General features: G+C 70.9%; 21 protein-coding genes. 11 read left to right on the top strand and 10 right to left on the bottom strand.

The features are described from left to right. The first annotated feature begins 53 nt into the window (after positions 1-53). Both ACTOWY_RS01055 and ACTOWY_RS01060 read left to right on the top strand, forming a co-directional pair. The gene (locus ACTOWY_RS01055) at positions 54-635 is read left to right on the top strand and encodes a DUF4865 family protein (protein ID WP_441307701.1); all 582 of its coding nucleotides are present in this window, start codon (positions 54-56) and stop codon (positions 633-635) included. A 42-nt stretch (positions 636-677) separates the two neighbouring features. Beyond that, on the top strand, positions 678-1226 hold the full coding sequence (locus ACTOWY_RS01060) for a GNAT family N-acetyltransferase (RefSeq protein ID WP_441307702.1): 549 nt from the start codon (positions 678-680) through the stop codon (positions 1224-1226). 348 nt (positions 1227-1574) lie between these two features. Here ACTOWY_RS01060 and ACTOWY_RS01065 read toward each other — a convergent pair whose 3' ends face one another. Next, entirely contained in the window at positions 1575-2012 is a 438-nt protein-coding gene (locus tag ACTOWY_RS01065; RefSeq protein WP_441307703.1) for a winged helix-turn-helix transcriptional regulator, read from the bottom strand. A 60-nt stretch (positions 2013-2072) separates the two neighbouring features. Here ACTOWY_RS01065 and ACTOWY_RS01070 point away from each other — a divergent pair, with 60 nt between their 5' ends. Next, entirely contained in the window at positions 2073-2588 is a 516-nt protein-coding gene (locus ACTOWY_RS01070) for a PaaI family thioesterase (RefSeq protein WP_441307704.1), read from the top strand. Between the two features lie 122 nt (positions 2589-2710). Here ACTOWY_RS01070 and ACTOWY_RS01075 read toward each other — a convergent pair whose 3' ends face one another. Further along, positions 2711-3766: an Rv2578c family radical SAM protein gene (locus tag ACTOWY_RS01075; protein ID WP_441307705.1), complete on the bottom strand. Its 1056-nt coding sequence runs from the start codon at positions 3764-3766 to the stop codon at positions 2711-2713. Positions 3767-3965: 199 nt separating this feature from the next. Here ACTOWY_RS01075 and rox point away from each other — a divergent pair, with 199 nt between their 5' ends. Beyond that, complete coding sequence (gene rox, locus ACTOWY_RS01080; protein WP_441307706.1) at positions 3966-5393, top strand: rifampin monooxygenase; 1428 nt, start codon at positions 3966-3968, stop codon at positions 5391-5393. Positions 5394-5496: 103 nt separating this feature from the next. Then, complete coding sequence (locus ACTOWY_RS01085; protein WP_441307707.1) at positions 5497-6057, top strand: alpha/beta hydrolase; 561 nt, start codon at positions 5497-5499, stop codon at positions 6055-6057. A gap of 213 nt (positions 6058-6270) precedes the next feature. Here the strand turns inward: ACTOWY_RS01085 and ACTOWY_RS01090 are convergent, their stop codons facing one another. Next, positions 6271-7101 carry a helix-turn-helix domain-containing protein gene (locus ACTOWY_RS01090; protein ID WP_441307708.1) on the bottom strand — a complete coding sequence of 277 codons (831 nt, stop codon included), beginning with the start codon at positions 7099-7101 and terminating at the stop codon, positions 6271-6273. A 76-nt stretch (positions 7102-7177) separates the two neighbouring features. Here ACTOWY_RS01090 and ACTOWY_RS01095 point away from each other — a divergent pair, with 76 nt between their 5' ends. Beyond that, positions 7178-8149, top strand: coding sequence for an aldo/keto reductase (locus tag ACTOWY_RS01095; RefSeq protein ID WP_441307709.1), 972 nt, complete (start codon positions 7178-7180; stop codon positions 8147-8149). A gap of 86 nt (positions 8150-8235) precedes the next feature. Here the strand turns inward: ACTOWY_RS01095 and ACTOWY_RS01100 are convergent, their stop codons facing one another. Then, positions 8236-9090 carry an SDR family oxidoreductase gene (locus ACTOWY_RS01100; protein ID WP_441307710.1) on the bottom strand — a complete coding sequence of 285 codons (855 nt, stop codon included), beginning with the start codon at positions 9088-9090 and terminating at the stop codon, positions 8236-8238. Between the two features lie 128 nt (positions 9091-9218). Between ACTOWY_RS01100 and ACTOWY_RS01105 the strand changes: the two genes are divergently transcribed. Continuing rightward, positions 9219-9587: a winged helix-turn-helix transcriptional regulator gene (locus ACTOWY_RS01105; RefSeq protein ID WP_441307711.1), complete on the top strand. Its 369-nt coding sequence runs from the start codon at positions 9219-9221 to the stop codon at positions 9585-9587. Here the strand turns inward: ACTOWY_RS01105 and ACTOWY_RS01110 are convergent. Beyond that, entirely contained in the window at positions 9584-10195 is a 612-nt protein-coding gene (locus ACTOWY_RS01110; protein ID WP_441307712.1) for a TIGR03086 family metal-binding protein, read from the bottom strand. The two genes, ACTOWY_RS01105 and ACTOWY_RS01110, sit on opposite strands and share 4 nt — an antisense overlap. A gap of 316 nt (positions 10196-10511) precedes the next feature. Between ACTOWY_RS01110 and ACTOWY_RS01115 the strand changes: the two genes are divergently transcribed. After that, on the top strand, positions 10512-11135 hold the full coding sequence (locus ACTOWY_RS01115) for an alpha-ketoglutarate-dependent dioxygenase AlkB (protein WP_441307713.1): 624 nt from the start codon (positions 10512-10514) through the stop codon (positions 11133-11135). Positions 11136-11145: 10 nt separating this feature from the next. Here the strand turns inward: ACTOWY_RS01115 and ACTOWY_RS01120 are convergent, their stop codons facing one another. Together ACTOWY_RS01120 and ACTOWY_RS01125 are read right to left on the bottom strand one after the other, a co-directional pair. Then, complete coding sequence (locus ACTOWY_RS01120; protein WP_441307714.1) at positions 11146-11451, bottom strand: DUF1905 domain-containing protein; 306 nt, start codon at positions 11449-11451, stop codon at positions 11146-11148. After that, entirely contained in the window at positions 11444-11587 is a 144-nt protein-coding gene (locus ACTOWY_RS01125) for a hypothetical protein (protein WP_441307715.1), read from the bottom strand. Before ACTOWY_RS01125 ends, ACTOWY_RS01120 begins: the two co-directional genes overlap by 8 nt. Before the next feature lie 540 nt (positions 11588-12127). On the opposite strand from ACTOWY_RS01125, the gene ACTOWY_RS01130 reads away from it, so the two are divergent. Then, positions 12128-12511, top strand: a complete 384-nt coding sequence (locus tag ACTOWY_RS01130; protein WP_441307716.1) for an ATP-binding protein — start codon at positions 12128-12130, stop codon at positions 12509-12511. 179 nt (positions 12512-12690) lie between these two features. Here the strand turns inward: ACTOWY_RS01130 and ACTOWY_RS01135 are convergent, their stop codons facing one another. Further along, positions 12691-12996, bottom strand: a complete 306-nt coding sequence (locus ACTOWY_RS01135; RefSeq protein WP_441307717.1) for an iron-sulfur cluster biosynthesis protein — start codon at positions 12994-12996, stop codon at positions 12691-12693. A 127-nt stretch (positions 12997-13123) separates the two neighbouring features. Here ACTOWY_RS01135 and ACTOWY_RS01140 point away from each other — a divergent pair, with 127 nt between their 5' ends. After that, positions 13124-13867: a TetR/AcrR family transcriptional regulator gene (locus ACTOWY_RS01140; RefSeq protein WP_441307718.1), complete on the top strand. Its 744-nt coding sequence runs from the start codon at positions 13124-13126 to the stop codon at positions 13865-13867. Between the two features lie 307 nt (positions 13868-14174). Next, on the top strand, positions 14175-14771 hold the full coding sequence (locus ACTOWY_RS01145) for a hypothetical protein (protein ID WP_441307719.1): 597 nt from the start codon (positions 14175-14177) through the stop codon (positions 14769-14771). Here the strand turns inward: ACTOWY_RS01145 and ACTOWY_RS01150 are convergent. Together ACTOWY_RS01150 and hisS are read right to left on the bottom strand one after the other, a co-directional pair. Continuing rightward, positions 14768-15403 (bottom strand): hypothetical protein, encoded by a 636-nt coding sequence (locus ACTOWY_RS01150; RefSeq protein ID WP_441307720.1) that lies wholly within the window; start codon positions 15401-15403, stop codon positions 14768-14770. The genes ACTOWY_RS01145 and ACTOWY_RS01150 overlap by 4 nt on opposite strands. Then, positions 15400-16668: a histidine--tRNA ligase gene (gene hisS, locus ACTOWY_RS01155; protein ID WP_441307721.1), complete on the bottom strand. Its 1269-nt coding sequence runs from the start codon at positions 16666-16668 to the stop codon at positions 15400-15402. The genes ACTOWY_RS01150 and hisS overlap by 4 nt, the downstream gene beginning before the upstream one ends. Positions 16669-16673: the final 5 nt, after the last annotated feature.

Below are 16673 nucleotides of genomic sequence, written 5' to 3' on the forward strand. Positions count from 1 at the left end.
TATGTACAGTACCGGCAGACACCTCGGACCCCTTCCGAAGGAGATCATCGGTCATGCACGCGATGCGGTACGCGATCACCCTGCCCGCCGACTACGACATGGGCATCATCCGGGCCCGAGTGGCCGGCAAAGGGCCCATCCTGGACACCTTCCCCGGCCTGGGCCTCAAGTCCTACCTGATCCGGGAACGAGGCGTGGCAGGCTCCCCGGTCAACCAGTACGCCCCGTTCTACCTGTGGCGCACCACCAGGGGCATGAACGATTTCCTGTGGGGCAAGGGTTTCCAGGGCATCTGCAACGACTTCGGCCGACCCGTCGTCCAGCACTGGACCGGCCTGGCCTTCGAGCACGGCCCGGCCAGCGCGATGGCCCCCACCACCGCCACCACCGAACTGTCCTCCCTCTGCTCCCCCGAGCCAGGCGCCGCCGTCGAAGCCGCCGTGGCCGCCCTGCAAACCCACGCCACCACCCCCGGCGTGCACAGCACGGCCCTGGCCCTGGACCCCCGAACCTGGGAACTCCTCCGCTACACCCTGTGGACCACCGAACCCCCAGCCGGCACCGGCGTCACCTTCCAGGTCCTGCACCTGTCCCGCCCGGAACTGAAAGACCTCCCCACCGGCCGCCACTGGTAAAACCCCAGGCCCCCCAACCCCAAAGTTGACAAGATGCCCCCCATGACCGCCCCACCCGAACACCTCCCCACCGCCCGCCTGATCCTGCGCCGCCTGCAACTGTCCGATGTGGACGAAGTCCACCAGGTGGTCACCTCCGCCCTCCCCCACCTGCGGCCATGGATGCCCTGGGCAGAAGCCGACTACACCAGGGACACCGCGACAACCTGGCTGAACTTCGTCCACCAGAGCTGGCAATCCCACACCGCCTACAGCTACGCCATCACCCACAACAACCACCTCATCGGCGCCACCGCCCTGGAACGCCGAATCGGCCCAGCCGGCCTGGAAATCGGCTACTGGCTGCACCCGGCCCAGTTCGGCGCGGGCTACGCCACCGAGGCCACCGCGACCCTGATCCAGACGGCGTTCTCCTTGCCGGACATCGAATTCGTGCAGATCTGGCATGACCTGGCGAACGTGCGCAGTGGGGCGGTGCCGAAGCGGCTGGGGTTCGCGGAGGTGGCGCGACATGAGCCGCCGCGGGAGCCGTTGAGTCCGGGGGAGGTTGGGGTGGATGTGGTGTGGCAGTTGGACCGGCCCGCGGAGTGAGGGGTTGGCGGGGCGGTCGGGTAGGCAAGGCGGGCGAGCGGGTTAGCCGGGCGGTCGGGCGGGGTGGAGGCGGGTTGAGCGGGTGACTCGGCGGCGCGGACTCGCCTGGCCGCATGGATTTGTTGGCTGGTAGCTTGGATTTGACCGCCTCAGCCCAGGTTTGCCCGCTCCGGCGAAACCGACGTTGAGGTTCACCGGTTTGAGTGACCCAAAGCCGGAACCTTGCACTCTGATCGAATCGTTGCCGCAAATAGAGCGGAATGCGGGGCGGGGGACGGCGGGGCCTCGAGGTGAACCCAGCCAGGCGCCGCTCCACCGCCAGGCTCCCACCTGGCCCCACCGACCGGGTTACCGGGGCCGGGGGTCGAGGCCGGCGCCGGTGTCCGGGAGTTGGTGGCCGTGGTCGCAGGTCAGGATCGCGCGGACCCGACCGCCGCAGTCCCGGTGCCGCAGTTCCAGCGGCGGCGGCGCCGGGGAGACCAGGTGCTTGTCGCCCCACTGCATCAGGGCGGTCAGCACCGGCTGGAGTTCCCGGCCCGCCGGCGTGAGCCGGTACTCCTGGCGAGCCCGCGCCCCCGCCTCGCGGTACTCCTGCCGGGACAGGATCCCGTTGGCCACCAACGTGTTCAGCCGGGCGGTGAGGATTGCCCGGGGCGCGCCGGTGTGGTGGCGGATGGTGTCGAAGCGGCGGTTGCCCAGGAAGACCTCGCGTAGGACCAGCAGTGACCAGCGTTCGCCCAGGACTTCCAGGGACAGGGCTACCGAGCAGGTTCTGGGGGCGGTCACGGGTGTGATTCTTCCATGAGTTGAGTTCGACTTGCGAACCTAGATGATACGGTCCCGCACATGAGTGAGCTGGCGCCCGCGTCCTGGGGTGAGCCCCGGAGCAAGACGGTGACCTGGTACGACCCGTTCGCGCTGGCCAAGGTCGGGGCGGGGTTGTCAGGGCTGGAGTACCTGACCGGGATGGTCGACGGGGAGTCGCCGCCGCCGCCGATCGCCGGGCTGATGGGGTTCCGGGCGGTGTCGGTGCGGGAGGGCGAGATCGTGTTCGCCTGCACCCCGGACGAATCCGCCTACAACCCGATCGGCGTGGTGCACGGCGGACTGGTCTGCACGCTCCTGGACTCCGCGGCGGGTTGCGCGGTGCACAGCACGTTGCCGGCCGGAACGGGTTACACCTCGGTGGAGATCAAGGTCAGCTACCTGCGGCCCGTGCACGCGGACAGCGGCGAACTGATCGCGCGGGGCTGGGTGACCAAGCCGGGGCGGCGGATCGCGTTCGCCGAGGCGAGTGTCACCGACGCGGCGGGCAAGCTGGTCGCGACCGCCAGCAGCAGCTGCCTGATCATGCCGAGCTGACCCGCACAAGCCGACCCGCACAAGCCCTGGCGGCCGACAACGCCGGCTGACAACGCTTGGCCCACAACCTCGCACCTGCGCCCCGGCGTCCGCAGCCGCGACTCACGACAGAAAACCGCGCCTCACAACAGGGTGAGTTGTTCCTGGTCGACCGGGGGCGCGGTGGGGGCGCCCTCGGGCAGGCTGCCTTCCGGCCACACCGCACCCTCATCGCCCGGCACCCCGGTCAGCGTCCGGCCGCGGCCGTCCAGACCATGGCGTCGCAACAACGGCGCCAATCGTTCGGCGAGCCAGGCCCGGTAACGCTTGTCGGCGTAGCTGCCACCGCCATAGATCCGGCGGTAGCCCGCGACCCGATCGGGGTGTTCCCTGGCCAGCCAGCGCATGAACCATTCGCGGGCGCCGGGGCGCAGGTGCAGGGCCAGCACCGTGACACCGCTGGCGCCGGCGGCGGCGATCTGACGTAACAACTCGTCCAGGTGCTCGGTGCCGTCGGTGAGCCAGGGCAGCACCGGGGCGACGAACACGCCGCAGGGCAGGCCGGCGTCGGCGAGCCGGCGCACCAGGTCCAGGCGGGCCTGCGGACTCGGGGTGCCGGGTTCCAGGCTGCGTTGCAGGTCGCGGTCGAGCAGGGCGAGGGAAACTCCCAGGCCGACCGGGATCTGGGTGGCGGCCTCGGCGAGCAGTGGGATGTCGCGGGCCAGCACGGTGCCCTTGGTCAGGATGGACAGCGGCGTGCCGGAGTCGGCCAGCGCGCGGATGATGCCGGGCATCAGCTGGTACCGGCCCTCGGCCCGCTGGTACGGATCGGTGTTGGTGCCCATCGCGACGTGCTCGCGCGCCCACCTCGGCCCGCGGACCTGTTTGGCCAGCACCTCGGCCGCGTTGACCTTGACGATCACCTGGGTGTCGAAGTCCCGTCCGGCGTCCAGGTCGAGGTAGGTGTGCGAGTTGCGGGCGAAGCAGTAGGTGCAGGCGTGCGCGCAGCCGCGGTAGGGGTTGACCGTCCAGCCGAAGGGCATGCTGGAGGCGGCGGGCACCCGGTTGAGCACCGACTTGGCGCGGACCTCGTGGAAGGTGACGCCGGCGAACTCAGGCGTGCGCACCGAGCGGATGAACCCGGACAGGGACAGCAGCGCCGGCTGCCCAGCGTCGACCCGTTGCGCTTCCCATCGCATGCCAGCGAGTCGAACATACGTTCGATTCGAACGCAAGCTCAGATTGACGCGCGCCCCGCCGCCATACCGGGTGACGCAGCGGCCGTCGCCGAATTCCCGTTTCGCCCTATATCGCTTGCGGCAAGCCCCGAGGACGCCGCACACTAGAATAGGAACGCATGAAAACTGGGTGGGGCAATCTTTTCCGAATGGGTGGTTCATGTTCGATGTGATCATTGCCGGGTGCGGGCCGACCGGTGCGATGCTGGCCGCAGAACTACGGTTGCACGATGTGCGGGTGCTCGTTCTGGAGAAGGAAACCGAGCCCGTTTCTTTTGTCCGTATCGTCGGTCTTCATATTCGCAGTGTCGAGCTGATGGCCATGCGTGGACTGCTCAATCGCATTCTCGAACACGGAAGACAGCGTCCGGCAGCCGGTTTCTTCGCCGCCATCGACACACCCGCGCCCAAGGGCCTGGATTCCGCGCACGCCTATTTGCTGGGTATCCCGCAGCCGGTTATCGTTCAGCTGCTCGAAGAACATGCGATCGCACTGGGTGCGCAGGTCCGGCATGGTTGTGTGGTGGCCGGCGTCGAGCAGGACGACGAGGGGGTGACCGTCGAACTGGCCGACGGGGAGCGGCTGCGTTCGCGCTATCTCGTCGGTTGTGACGGCGGGCGCAGCACGGTGCGCACCTTGCTCGGCGTCGGTTTCCCTGGCGAACCCTCGCGGACCGACACACTGATGGGCGAGCTGGAAGTGAGTGTGTCGCGGGAGGAGATCACCGCCAAGGTGACCCACATCCGCGAGACCAACAAGGTATTCAGCCTCGGCCCCTTCGGTGAAAGGGTTTATCGCGTCGTCGTCCCGGCCGCGGAAGTCAGCCAGGATCGCGCGGAGCCGCCCACTCTCGAGGATTTCCAACGAGCGTTGCTGGCCATCGCCGGAACCGATTTCGGCGTGCATTCCCCGCGCTGGTTGTCGCGCTTCGGCGATGCCACCCGGCTGGCCGAGCGGTATCGGGTCGGGCGGGTGCTGCTGGCAGGCGACGCGGCGCACATCCACCCGCCCGCCGGCGGCCAGGGCCTGAACCTGGGCGTGCAGGACGCGATCAACCTCGGCTGGAAACTGGCCGCGCAGATCCGCGGCTGGGCGCCGGAGACCTTGCTGGACACCTACCAGGCCGAACGTCATCCGGTCGCCGCGGACGTGCTGGACAACACCCGCGCCCAGCTGGCCCTGGCCTCCACCGAACCGGGCGCGCGGGCCATGCGCAGGCTGCTCACCGAACTGATGGACTTCGACGAGGTGAACCGCCATCTGATCGAGAAGATCACCGCGATCGGCATCCGCTACGACTTCGGCGCGGGCCCCGACCTGCTCGGCCGCCGCCTACGTGACCTCGACCTGAAACAAGGCCGCCTCTATGACCAGCTACATCGGGGCCGCGGCCTGGTGCTCGACCGCACCGAAGGGCTGACCGTCGAGGGCTGGTCGGATCGAGTCGACCTCATCGCGGATCCCACCGTGGCACTGGATGTTCCGGCCCTCCTGCTCCGCCCCGACGGCCACATCGCCTGGATCGGCGAGCACCAGCGGGACCTGGACGATCACCTCTCCCGCTGGTTCGGCCGGCCCGCCGACTGAGGTCACCTGGGCAATCACAACATGGGTGCTCCCCTCCGGGGTCACGGTCGGACGCTAGGTCGTCCGGGAGCGCCGTTCACGAGCACTCCCGAAAGGCACGGCCGTGCGATTCACCGCTGCACAGCGCCTCGACGACGGCGTCCTCGAACGCGAGTTCACCCTGGGCGAGATCCCCGGCATCCTGTGGACGCCTGGATCCGAACCGGCCCCGCTGATCCTGATCGGACACCCCGGTGGCTTCCACAAGCGGCTTCCCCGGCTGGTGGCCCGAGCCCGGCACTACGCGGCGGAGTACGGCTTCGCGGCCGCCGCCATCGACGCCCCCGGGTGCGGTGACCGGCCACGTTCCGCCGCCGAGGAGCAGGCAGGCGCCGACCTCCGCCGGGCGAAGGAGGCCGGCGAGCCGATCGAGGAGATCCTCGAAGCCTTCATCATCCCGATGGTCGAGAAGGCGGTCCCGGAATGGCGAACCACCCTGGACGCCCCGCTGCAGTTCCTGCTGCAGTGGGACGACGAAGGCAACGACCGGCAGCAGGTCCTGGACCTGTTCGACACCTTCGGCGCCAAGGAGAAAACGCTGCACGCCAACCTGGGCGGGCACACCGGCACCCCGTGGTTCGAGGTGGACGGCGCGGCCCGGTTCTTCGCCAGGCACCTGAAGTGAGGCCGGGCCGTCAGACCGGCGGCTACCGGTAAGCGGTCGGCCACGATGCCCCCATCGAGGACAGGCCCGGCCTTCCTCGATGGCGGCGGCCGGCACCGGCCCGGTCGCGGCGACGCCGGTCCGCGGCGGATCCGCCGGATTCGTCGCCCGGCAACGGACATCACCACAGCGGCGCGGGTTTCCCGTTGGCACGACTGGCTTTCAGCTCCTCGATCACACCACCGCCCCGGACTGCAACGCGGCCAGTGCCGCCGCGGTGGCCTGGTCCACCGGCAGGTAGACGAGCAGCCGGAGTTCGTCCGTGCCCGGCACCGGCAGGCTCTCGTATCCCAGGGTCAGTGGCCCGGCCTCCGGATGCGCCCAGTGTTCGACGCCGGTCCACGCGGGCAGCACCACGGCCGCGGCGTACCGGCGGCTGAACTCCGCGCCCAGCATGATCGCCAGCTCCTCGGCCAGCACCGCCGCCGGGTGGTCGCCCAGATCCGCCGCGGTGCGCAGGACCGCGGCCCGCTCCTCAGCCACCCGGGTCCAGTCCGGGAACACGGTGCGGGCCCGTGGATCGCCGAAGACGAACCGGGTGAGGTTGACCGGCTCCTCATCCAGCAACCCGGTCGCCGCGGCCAGCCGCCGGAACCCCGCGGTGCTCGCCAGCAGCTCGCCATGCGGGGTGAGCACGCACGCCGGCGCCGGATCGAGCTGGTCCAGCAACGTGCGCACGGTCGGCCGCAGTTCGGCCACCTGACTCAAGGCGAACGCACAACTCGTCCCGGCACTCGCCTTGATCAGGCGGTACAGGTGCACCCGCTCGTCCGCGGTGAAGCCCAGCGCGTCGGCCAGCGCGCCCAGCACCTGCCCCGACGGGTGCCGGTCGCTGCCGCGTTCCAGCCGGGTCAGGTACTCCACGCTGATCCCGGCCAGCTCCGCCAGCTCGCCACGCCGCAGTCCGGGTGTGCGCCGGCGCGGGCCGGCAGGCAGCCCGACCTCCGCCGGGGTCACCGCCTCCCGGCGCGCCCGCAGGAATCCACCCAGCACGTTGTCCGCCACGATCCTCGACCATACGCGGAAAGGGTCCCTCGCACGGTCTCCCATCCACAGGCCCGCCACCCGCAGGATGGGCGGCATGCGGTACCGACTTTTCGGCCAGACCGGCCTGCGCGTCTCGGAAATCCTGTTGGGCACCATGGTGTTCGGTGACCAGGCCGAGGCGCGGCGCATCATCGACGCCTACGCCGACGCCGGCGGCAACGTGCTGGACACCGCCTCGGCCTACGGCGACGGCGAAGCCCTTCTGGGTGAAATCCTGACCCGCCGGGACCGGTTCGTGCTCGGCACCAAGTACACCCTCTCCCGCGACCACGACGATCCGAACGCCGCGGGCAACCACCGCAAGAACCTGACCCGCTCGCTGGAGCAGAGCCTGCGCCTGCTGCGTACCGACTACCTCGACATCTATTGGGTGCACCTCTGGGACCGGCACACTCCCCTGGCGGAGACCATGCGCGCGCTGGACGACGCCGTGCGCGCGGGCAAGATCCTCTACACCGGCATCTCCGACGCCCCCGCCTGGGTGGTGGCCAGGGCGAACACCCTCGCCGAGTGGCGCGGCCAGACCCCGTTCGCCGGCCTCCAGGTCCCCTACAACCTGCTGAGCCGCGACATCGAACGCGAACTGCTGCCGATGGCCGAGGCGTTCGGGATGAGCGTGACCGCCTGGGCGCCGCTGGCCTCGGGCAAGCTGACCGCCACCGCGGAGTCCAACCGGGTCGACCCGGCCACCCTCACCCCGCGTGAACTCGCCGCCGCCGAGGCCGTGCGCACCGTCGCCGAAGAGCTGGGCGCGCGGCCGGCGCAGGTGGCGCTGGCCTGGTTGCGCAGCCGGTCCAAGGCGGTGTTGCCGCTGGTCGGGGTGAGCAGCCTGGCCCAGCTCACCGAGAACCTGGCCGCGCTCGACCTGGTCCTCCCCCGGGACGCCCTGGACCGCCTGGAATCGGCCGCGCCGTTCGAGCTGGGCTTCCCCGGCGACTTCATCGCCGAATGCGAACCCGCCCCGTTCTGCTTCGGCAACGCCGCGACCCGTCTGGACGGCCGCTGACATCTCGGCCGATTCACCACCCACGGCGAGGTCCGGTCCTGGCCCGAGGGCACGCCGCCCACCTGCCAGGACCGGCCGCGCACCCGCTAGCCACGCACCGCCTGGGCGACGAACTCGCTCAGCGACAGCGGGGGCCCGCCGATCAGCTTCTCCAGGTCCCCGCGCGGCACGTCCAGCTCGCCCAGGCCCAGCGCCCGGTAGAAGTCCACGATCACCCCGACCAAGCCAGCAGGCAGACCGGCGCCGAGCAGTCCCGCCTTGGCCTCCGCCGGGCTGACCTCGGTGTACTGGACGTTCTTGCCCGCAGCCTCGCCGATCAGATTGGCGAGGTCGGCGTAGCTGTGGGAGACCGGGCCGCCCAGCTCGTAGATCGTGTTCTGGTGGCCGTCGGTGGTCAGCACCGCCGCCGCGGCCCGCGCGTAGTCCTCGCGCGCGGCGGGCGCGAACCGGCCGCCCTGGCTGGAGGTGGCCAGCACGCCGGTGGCCAGCGCGCCCGCGATGGTGCCCAGGTCGTTCTCGAAGTACCAGTTGTTGCGCAGGATCGTGTACGGGATGCCGCTGGCCCTGACCACCTCTTCGGTGGGGCGGTGGGTCTCGGCCAGCGCGATGCTGGCGGTGTCCGCCGAGGTCAGCGAGGTGTAGAGGATGTGCTTCACCCCGGCGTTCCTGGCCGCCTCGACCGCGTTGGTGTGCTGGCGCACCCGGTCGGCCGCGCTCTCCCCGTCGGTGGAGATGATCAGGAGCTTGTCCGCACCGGCGAAGGCGGCGGCCAGGGTCCCCGGACGGTCGAAATCGCCCTGGCGAAGCTCGATGCCCAGGTCGGCGCCCTTATCCGGGTTGCGCACGCTGCCGATCACCTGATCAGCGGGGACCTTGGTCAGCAGGTGCTGGACCACGAGCCTGCCGAGCTGTCCGGTAGCGCCGGTCACCACGATCGTCATTACTGCCTCCTCGGGCGGTGGGGGTTCTTCCATCCGCTCCAACCGGCCCCGCATCCCAATACTTCCTCAAAGTTAGTAATGACTTTGAAGTCAGTTACTATCTAGAGGGAACCAAAGGAGCTGACGTCGTGGAATTCGATCCGAACGACCGGGACTGCCCGGCCCGGCAACTGCTGGACCGCATCGGCGACCAGTGGACGGTGCTGATCGTGCTGTCCCTGCGGGAGGGCGCACGCCGGTTCACCGAGATCGGCGCGGTGATCACCGGCATCTCGCAGAAGGTGCTGTCCCAGACCCTGCGCAGCCTGGTGCGCGACGGCATGCTCACCCGCACCGCCTACGCCGAGGTGCCGCCGCGGGTGGAGTACGCGCTGACCCCGCTGGGGCACAACCTGTCCGAGACCGTCACCTACCTGGATCGCTGGGCCCGCGAGCACATGGGCGAGGTGCTGGCCGCACGCGCCGAGTTCGACCAGGTCAAGGCGGCGGCGCGCTAGGCGCTCCAGCGGGACCGGCCGCGCCAGGACGGATCGCGACCGAGGTAGGCCAGCAGGAACTCGCCCGCGCCCGCGTCCGGACCCTCATGGGTCACCGGGCCGAAGCGGTGCGGGCGGTCCGCCGCGGTGACGAACAGCGGGACCAGGGCCAGGAGTTCGCGAGCCAGGGACTCCGGCAGCGGGCGGTCGCCGTCACAGGCCACCGCCAGGTCCCAGCCGTGCACGGCGACCTCGACCGCGCCGGTGACCAGCACCAGGGTCGCGGTGACCGGACAGCCCGCCACCGCCACCAGGTCCGGACCGTCCCGGCGGCGCCAGCTCCGGACCAGCCGGGTGGCGTGCTGACGAAGGCTGCCGGCCAGGTCGGCGGCGGGTCGCTCGCGGCGGGCCGGGGTCAGCGCGACCTGACCCAGATCGGCGGCCTCGGCCAGCGCGGCCAGGGAGTCCTCCAGGTGGTGCAGCAGCGCGCGGACGTCCCAGTCCGGGCAGGGAGTGGGCCAGGTCAGGGTCGCCGGGGTCACCAGGTCCAGGCCGCCCATGGCGTACCGGACCGCACGTTCCAGCAGGTCGACCCCGCCCAACAGCGGCGCCCCGCCCGTCCCCGTCATGGCCGCCGGTTCCCCTTCCCGCACCGACCGCCGGCACTTGTCAGTACAGACCCGGAAAGCGGCCGGAAATCATCGGCGAACCGGGCAGCACCACCACGGCGCTACTCTCCGCAGCCACTCCCGGCCTGATCACCACGCCCACCACGATGGCAGGACCGAGCCTCCTCGGATTCGCCCTGCTCACAGCCCTGACTCACACCCACCCCAAGACCCACCGCAACCAACCACACCCGATTCGGCGACATCGGGTCACACGATAGAAGATTCCAGGCAAAGAATTCGAACACCTGTTCGATTCCGGGCTAGTCTCAATGCCATGACCCCAGCCCTGCAAACCTCCCTCTTCGACCAGGCAGCCCCCGGACTGTCCCCACTCACCCGCGTCCAGCGCACCCACCTCGCGCACAACGCCTGGATCGACGTCCTGCCCGCCTGGCTGACCGGAGCCGACGAACTCTTCGACGAACTCGCCCGAGCCGTGCCCTGGCAGTCCGAACGCCGCCAGATGTACGACCGCGTGGTCGACGTCCCCCGCCTGCTCTGCTTCTACCCGGAACACTCGGACCTGCCCGCCGCCACCCTCACCGCGGCCCGGGACGCCCTCAACCAGCACTACGCCGCCGAACTCGGCGAACCCTTCCGCACCGCTGGCCTGTGCTACTACCGCACCGGCCAGGACAGCGTCGCCTGGCACGGCGACACCCTGGGGCGGGGCGCCACCGAGGACACCATGGTCGCCATCCTGTCCGTCGGCGCCCCACGTCCCCTGTTACTCCGCCCCCGCGGCGGCGGCGAGGTCCTCCGGTATTCCCTGGGCCACGGCGACCTCATCGTGATGGGCGGTTCCTGCCAACGAACCTGGGAACACGCCATCCCCAAGACCGCCCGCCCGGTAGGCCCCCGGATCAGCATCCAATTCCGCCCCCGAGGAGTCCGCTGACCGTCGGATATCAGCGGGCCCGCAGGCTCATCGACACCTGGACCACGTCATCCAGGGCGATGTTCTCCTTGTTCCGCACGGAGTCACGCAACGGCAGGACATAGCCCTCGTCCTTGGGATAACAGGAGGTACGCCAACGAGACCGCCCCAGCACCACCTCGACCGGCACCATGCCCCACCCATAGGTCACGGTGGCGGCCACCTCCCGGATGAGCCCGGACTCGGCGGCGGGGACGGTCACGAAGTGAAACGGCGCCGGCCCACGCCACTCCCACACCACCCCGTCGAACTCGAACCGCATCGCGGGATCAGCCATCACGGACCTCGCTGCCATCCGGGTCCCGCGGCACAACCCGGCCGGACACCGCACCGCCCCACTCCTCGCGGACAACAACCCCGGCACCGACCGCGCGGCCGGACACAGTGGCCCGGAAGTCCCAGTGCATAACCACGCCCCCAGTCTAGGAACGACCAAACAGAACGCAGTCAGCGCGACCGCAACCCACCATCGCCTCCCGGCGACCACCAACCAACCACAACCTGTCCCCTACACCACCGCTCAGCCCAGCCTGCCCGCCACCCATTTCGACCCCCACCACCAACAATCCCCCGCCAAGCCCCAACCACCCAGCCCCGAGCCCCCATACCCGCCACATCCCAACCCACACCCGGCCGGACCCGGAGGAGCCGCCCCCTGCCCAATCCCGACCCACCCTCCGCTGAATCTCGATCCGCGGTGGCCGCATCCCGACCCACACCCCACCAAGTCCCGACCACCCGGCCGGATCCCGACCCGCGTCCCGCGGAATCCCGGCCCACACCACGCCGGGCCCCGACCCACCCGCCCGGAAAGCGCTTCGCACCACCCACCTCCGCGGACACTCCACGACGCTCCGGCCGGATGCGCCCGTGTGATGGGACGGCGGCTACCGGTTATGGGTACATTTCTCGGTGACCCAGGGCGAGGACGGCCTGGAGATAGGACCGTCGAGATGAGTGCCCGGCCTGCGGAGAGCAGCACCGCCCTGGAGGTCTCAGCGGCGGCGTGCCGACAGGCCCGGTTGCTGGTGCGCGCGACGCTGGCCGGCTGGGGCGTGGCGGGGCCGGTGGTCGAGGACGCCATGCTGGTGGCCAATGAACTGGTGGCCAACGTGGTCGACCACGCCAAGGGGCCGTTGCGGATCGAGTTGCTGCCCAAAGTGGGCGGGGTGCTGATCCGGGTCAGCGACGGCAGCCCGGTGCCGCCCCGGCTGCACCGGGGTCCGGTGGACTCGGTGCGGCGGCGCGGTCTGCAGCTGGTCGAAGCGCTCTCGGTCCGCTGGGGACACCAGCCGACCGGCGAGGGCAAGATCGTCTGGGCGGAACTGGCCGGGTAGGACCGCGGCTACTGAGCCGAGCCGGGTTCAGCCGAATCCCGGGATGACCTGCTCGACGGGTCGACCGGGCCAGCGGGCAGTCGTCATCGACCCGCCCCGCCGGCCACGGTCACGCCAGACCCGGTCAACGCCGCCGACGTGCTCCGGCCGGTCAGGCAAACCGGGCAGCCGGGATGCGGCTAGTTGCTCGCGGGCGGAGCGGCCTGCTCCCCCAGGGCGAACGAGAGCTGCCCCTCGTCGTCGACCTCGGCGTCCAGGATCTTGTCGTCGAGGAAGGCCGCTGCCTGCGGGTCGAGGAATACGTGCGCGCCCTCGCCGACCAGTACCTGGTCGTTCTGTTCCGGGCCGGAGGCGAGGGTCATCTGCAGTTCACCGGGCCGGTCCTCGCCGCTGGCGGAGAACCGCAGGCCGGAGCCTTCCGGCACCCCGTCCGCGGCGACGATCGTGCGGACGACCTCGATGGCCGTGGGCGTGAGAGCGAGCATCGGTGGGTTCCCTCCGTAGTCGGCACGGCTGTCGAAGTGGGCCACGCTAGCGGCGGTGCTGGCGCCGCGCAGCATCAACCATCAAGGTGTACTTGCGGTACACCCCACTAGTGCGCACTATTGGTTCATGCCCTTGCCGCGCTACTACCGGTTACCCACCGAACGCCGTCGACACCTCCTGGACATCGCCCGCGCGCATTTCGCCACGGACGGTCTGGACGGCGCCTCCTACAACAAGATCATCACGGCCGCCGGGATCTCCAAGACCAGCGCCTACCAGTACTTCGACGGCCGGGAGGACCTGCTCGCCGCCGTGGTCGCCGACGCCCGCGACCGCCTGGCCGACACCCTGGGCACCTGGCCGGGAGTGCTGACCCGCGCCGACTTCTGGCGGGAACTCCGCGCGGGCGCCACCCGCCTGCTCGCGCATGTGATCGCCACCCCGGCGGACCTGGCGGTGGCCGTGGCGATGATCACGGTCGAGGCGGACCAGCGGCTGGCGGCGTGGCTGGACGCGCTGCTCGCCGATGGCCGGAAGTTGGGGCTGGTGCGGGCGGAGGTGGATCCGGAGCTGATGCGGGCGGCGACGGCCGCGGTGTTCCGGGCGGCGGACGGCTGGCTCGCGACCCGGTTGGCACCGGCGGATCCGCAGGTGCCGGAACAGCTGTGGCGGCTGCTGGCCGGGTTGTGGTCGGCGCCGGAACTGGCCGAGGCGGACCGGGTTGGGGCGGGCGGAGTCGAGGCGGGCAGGGCAGGTGCGGGACGGGCGAGGGCGGGCGGTGCCGGAACGGGCCGGGCTGCGGCAGATCGGAGCGGGGCAGACCGGGCTGCGGCAGACCGGGCTGCGGCAGACCAGTGCGGGCAGGGCTGAGCGGATGCGAGCCGAGGGAATCCCCACGGAGACCGGACAGGCAGGCGGGGCTGTGACCGGGAACGGGCGGACTGACGCAGCGCGCGCTGAGGAGACCCAGCGGCCCCAGGAGGCCACGCAGGCCCAGGAGGCCGCGCAAGTCCAGGAGGCCGCGCAAGTCCAAGAGAAGCTGCAGGCTGCGGAGACCCAGCGGCCCGCGGAGACGCCACAGGCCGCGGAATCAACTACGGCGGCCAAGGCGCCGCGGGCGGCGGAGACACCTCCGGCGACAGAGGCGTCACGGACGGCGGAAACACCTCGGGCTGACATGCGGGCGGACTGGACGATCCCGGCCACCGCCCCCGGCTGGCGCGGCGCGCTCTCCCGGGCCATGGGCCCCGGCCGTACCCGGGTCGAGCTGCTCGCCGAACTGCTCGGTGGCGGGATCGCCGTGGGGCTGCTCGCGATCCTGCTCGTGCCCTGGTTATGGCCGACCGGACCCGGTCCCGCGGCGGGCTGGGTCCGGGTCACCGTGCTTGTGGTGCTTGCCGTCGACCTGGTCGGCGGGGTCCTCACCAACTCGACCACGGCCGCGAAACGCTGGTATCACCGCGATCCCAGGCCTGGGGCCCGGGTTCGGTTCGTCACGCTGCATCTGGTGCATCTGGTGTTGTTCGGTCTGCTCGTGCTTGACCGGGACTGGGTTTGGGCGCTCGGGAACGCCGCCTTGCTGTTCCTGGGCACGGCGCTCGTCGAAGTGTCGCCGGTGCCTGCGCGGCGGGTGGTGGCGATGGCGGCGTTCCTGGTCGCGGTGCTGGTCAACCTGGTGTGGTTGCCCGTTCCTGTGGTGCTGGTGTGGGTTCCGGTGTTCTTCCAGCTGAAGTTGCTGGTGTGTCACCTGGTGCCGGAGGTGCCGGTGGGTTAGCCGAGGCTGGTGACGAACTTGGCCACGGCTTCGGGGCGGAGGCGTTGGGCGACCCGGCCCTGGGGGGCGAGGGTGGCCAGGCGGTAGAGGGGGCGGTCGGCCGCGGCGTCGCCTCTGGCCTCGGCGCGGAGCTGGGCGACCAGCAGCTCCGAGTAGGTCAGGGCGTGCGCCTCGCCGGTGGTGGCCAGGACGTCGGCCAGGCGGCGCAGGGCGAGGATGCCCAGTTCGCGGCCGCCCACGCCGGCGTAGGTGGCCAGGGCGATGTTGACCGTCTTGTTCTTGGGTGGGCCGCTGACCAGCAGGCCGGTGGTGCGGGCGCCGCGGACGTCGGTGATCAGCAGTTCCAGCCGGTGGGCGGCGCGCAGGTTGACCCGGCGGGTGCCGATGGCGCGGACCGTGACCACGCCGTCCTGCAGCCAGACCTTGCGGCGGGCCTCGGTGATCGCGAGCAGCACCAGCGGCAGCGCGACGATCACCGCCGCGCTCAGGCCGAGGGTGGCGCCACCGAAGAGCCCGAACAGGCCGCCGATGGCGCCGCCGACCAGCACCGCCCCGATCGCCACCGCGCGGGCGCGCTTGCGCAGCAGCGCCCCGTCCAGCAGGTCCAGGGGGATCTTCTCGCCGGGAGTCACCGCGGCTGGGCCAGGGCCGCGCGGATCTCGGTGACCACCTCGTCCAGGGGCACCGGTCGCTGGTCGCCGCTGGTCAGGTCCTTGAGCTGGGCGATGCCCTCGGCCAGGTCGCGGTCGCCGAGCACCAGGGCGAAGCGGGCGCCGGACTTGTCGGCCGCCTTCATCGCGCCCTTGACGCCGCGGCCGCCGTAGGCCAGGTCGGTGCGCACGCCCGCGGCGCGCAGCGCGCCGCCGATGGCGACCAGGCGGGATCGGGCCGCCTCGCCCAGGGGCACGCCGAAGATCTCGCAGCGGGCCGGGTCGCCGACCGCGAGGCCCTCGGCCTGGCAGGCCAGCAGGGTGCGGTCCACGCCGAGACCGAAGCCGATACCCGACAGCGGCTGGCCGCCGAGCTGGGCCATCAGCCCGTCGTAGCGGCCGCCGCCGCCGATGCCGGACTGCGCGCCGAGACCGTCGTGCACGAACTCGAAGGTGGTCTTGGTGTAGTAGTCCAGGCCGCGGACCAGGCGCGGGTTCTCGGTGAACTTCACGCCCAGGTCGCCGAGGTGGCCCTTGGTCTGCTCGTAGTGCTCGCGGCATTCCGTGGACAAGTGCTCGACCATCAGCGGCGCGTCGGCGAGCAGGGCGCGCAGCTCGGGCCGCTTGTCGTCGAGCACGCGCAGCGGGTTCAGCTCGGCGCGGGCGCGGGTGGCCTCGTCCAGGGGCAGCTTGGCCAGGAACGCCTGCAGCTTCTCCCGGTAGGCGGGGCGGCAGGTGGCATCGCCGAGCGAGGTGATCTCCAGGCGGAAGCCGGTCAGGCCGAGGGCGCGGAAACCGGCGTCGGCCACCGAGATGACCTCGGCGTCGATGGCCGGGTCGTCGACGCCGATGGCCTCGATGCCGACCTGCTGCAGCTGCCGGTACCGCCCGGCCTGCGGGCGTTCGTAGCGGAAGAACGCGCCAGCGTAGTACAGCTTCACCGGCAGCTGGCCGCGGTCCAGGCCGTGTTCGATCACCGAGCGCATCACGCCCGCGGTGCCCTCGGGCCGCAGCGTGACCGAGCGGTCGCCGCGGTCGGCGAAGGTGTACATCTCCTTGCTGACCACGTCGGTGGACTCGCCGACGCCACGGGCGAACAGCGCGGTGTCCTCGAACACCGGCAGCTCGATGTAGCCGTAACCGGCCCGCCTGGCCTGATCGGTCAGGGTGTCCCGGACGTGCAGGAAGCCCGCGGCGGTCGGCGGGTAGTACTCGGGAATGCCTTTGGGAGCGGCAAAGGTGCTCATCGGTA

The organism is Crossiella sp. CA198 (assembly GCF_052078295.1).
Lineage (GTDB): Bacteria > Actinomycetota > Actinomycetes > Mycobacteriales > Pseudonocardiaceae > Crossiella.

Coding starts and splice junctions, on each gene's coding strand:
- ACTOWY_RS01055 (WP_441307701.1), top strand. CDS start 54: ATGCACGCGATGCGGTACGCGATCACCCTGCCCGCCGACTACGACATG.
- ACTOWY_RS01060 (WP_441307702.1), top strand. CDS start 678: ATGACCGCCCCACCCGAACACCTCCCCACCGCCCGCCTGATCCTGCGC.
- ACTOWY_RS01070 (WP_441307704.1), top strand. CDS start 2,073: ATGAGTGAGCTGGCGCCCGCGTCCTGGGGTGAGCCCCGGAGCAAGACG.
- ACTOWY_RS01075 (WP_441307705.1), bottom strand. CDS start 3,766: ATGCGATGGGAAGCGCAACGGGTCGACGCTGGGCAGCCGGCGCTGCTG.
- rox (WP_441307706.1), top strand. CDS start 3,966: ATGTTCGATGTGATCATTGCCGGGTGCGGGCCGACCGGTGCGATGCTG.
- ACTOWY_RS01095 (WP_441307709.1), top strand. CDS start 7,178: ATGCGGTACCGACTTTTCGGCCAGACCGGCCTGCGCGTCTCGGAAATC.
- ACTOWY_RS01100 (WP_441307710.1), bottom strand. CDS start 9,090: ATGACGATCGTGGTGACCGGCGCTACCGGACAGCTCGGCAGGCTCGTG.
- ACTOWY_RS01110 (WP_441307712.1), bottom strand. CDS start 10,195: ATGACGGGGACGGGCGGGGCGCCGCTGTTGGGCGGGGTCGACCTGCTG.
- ACTOWY_RS01115 (WP_441307713.1), top strand. CDS start 10,512: ATGACCCCAGCCCTGCAAACCTCCCTCTTCGACCAGGCAGCCCCCGGA.
- ACTOWY_RS01120 (WP_441307714.1), bottom strand. CDS start 11,451: ATGGCTGATCCCGCGATGCGGTTCGAGTTCGACGGGGTGGTGTGGGAG.
- ACTOWY_RS01130 (WP_441307716.1), top strand. CDS start 12,128: ATGAGTGCCCGGCCTGCGGAGAGCAGCACCGCCCTGGAGGTCTCAGCG.
- ACTOWY_RS01135 (WP_441307717.1), bottom strand. CDS start 12,996: ATGCTCGCTCTCACGCCCACGGCCATCGAGGTCGTCCGCACGATCGTC.
- ACTOWY_RS01140 (WP_441307718.1), top strand. CDS start 13,124: ATGCCCTTGCCGCGCTACTACCGGTTACCCACCGAACGCCGTCGACAC.
- ACTOWY_RS01145 (WP_441307719.1), top strand. CDS start 14,175: ATGCGGGCGGACTGGACGATCCCGGCCACCGCCCCCGGCTGGCGCGGC.
- hisS (WP_441307721.1), bottom strand. CDS start 16,668: ATGAGCACCTTTGCCGCTCCCAAAGGCATTCCCGAGTACTACCCGCCG.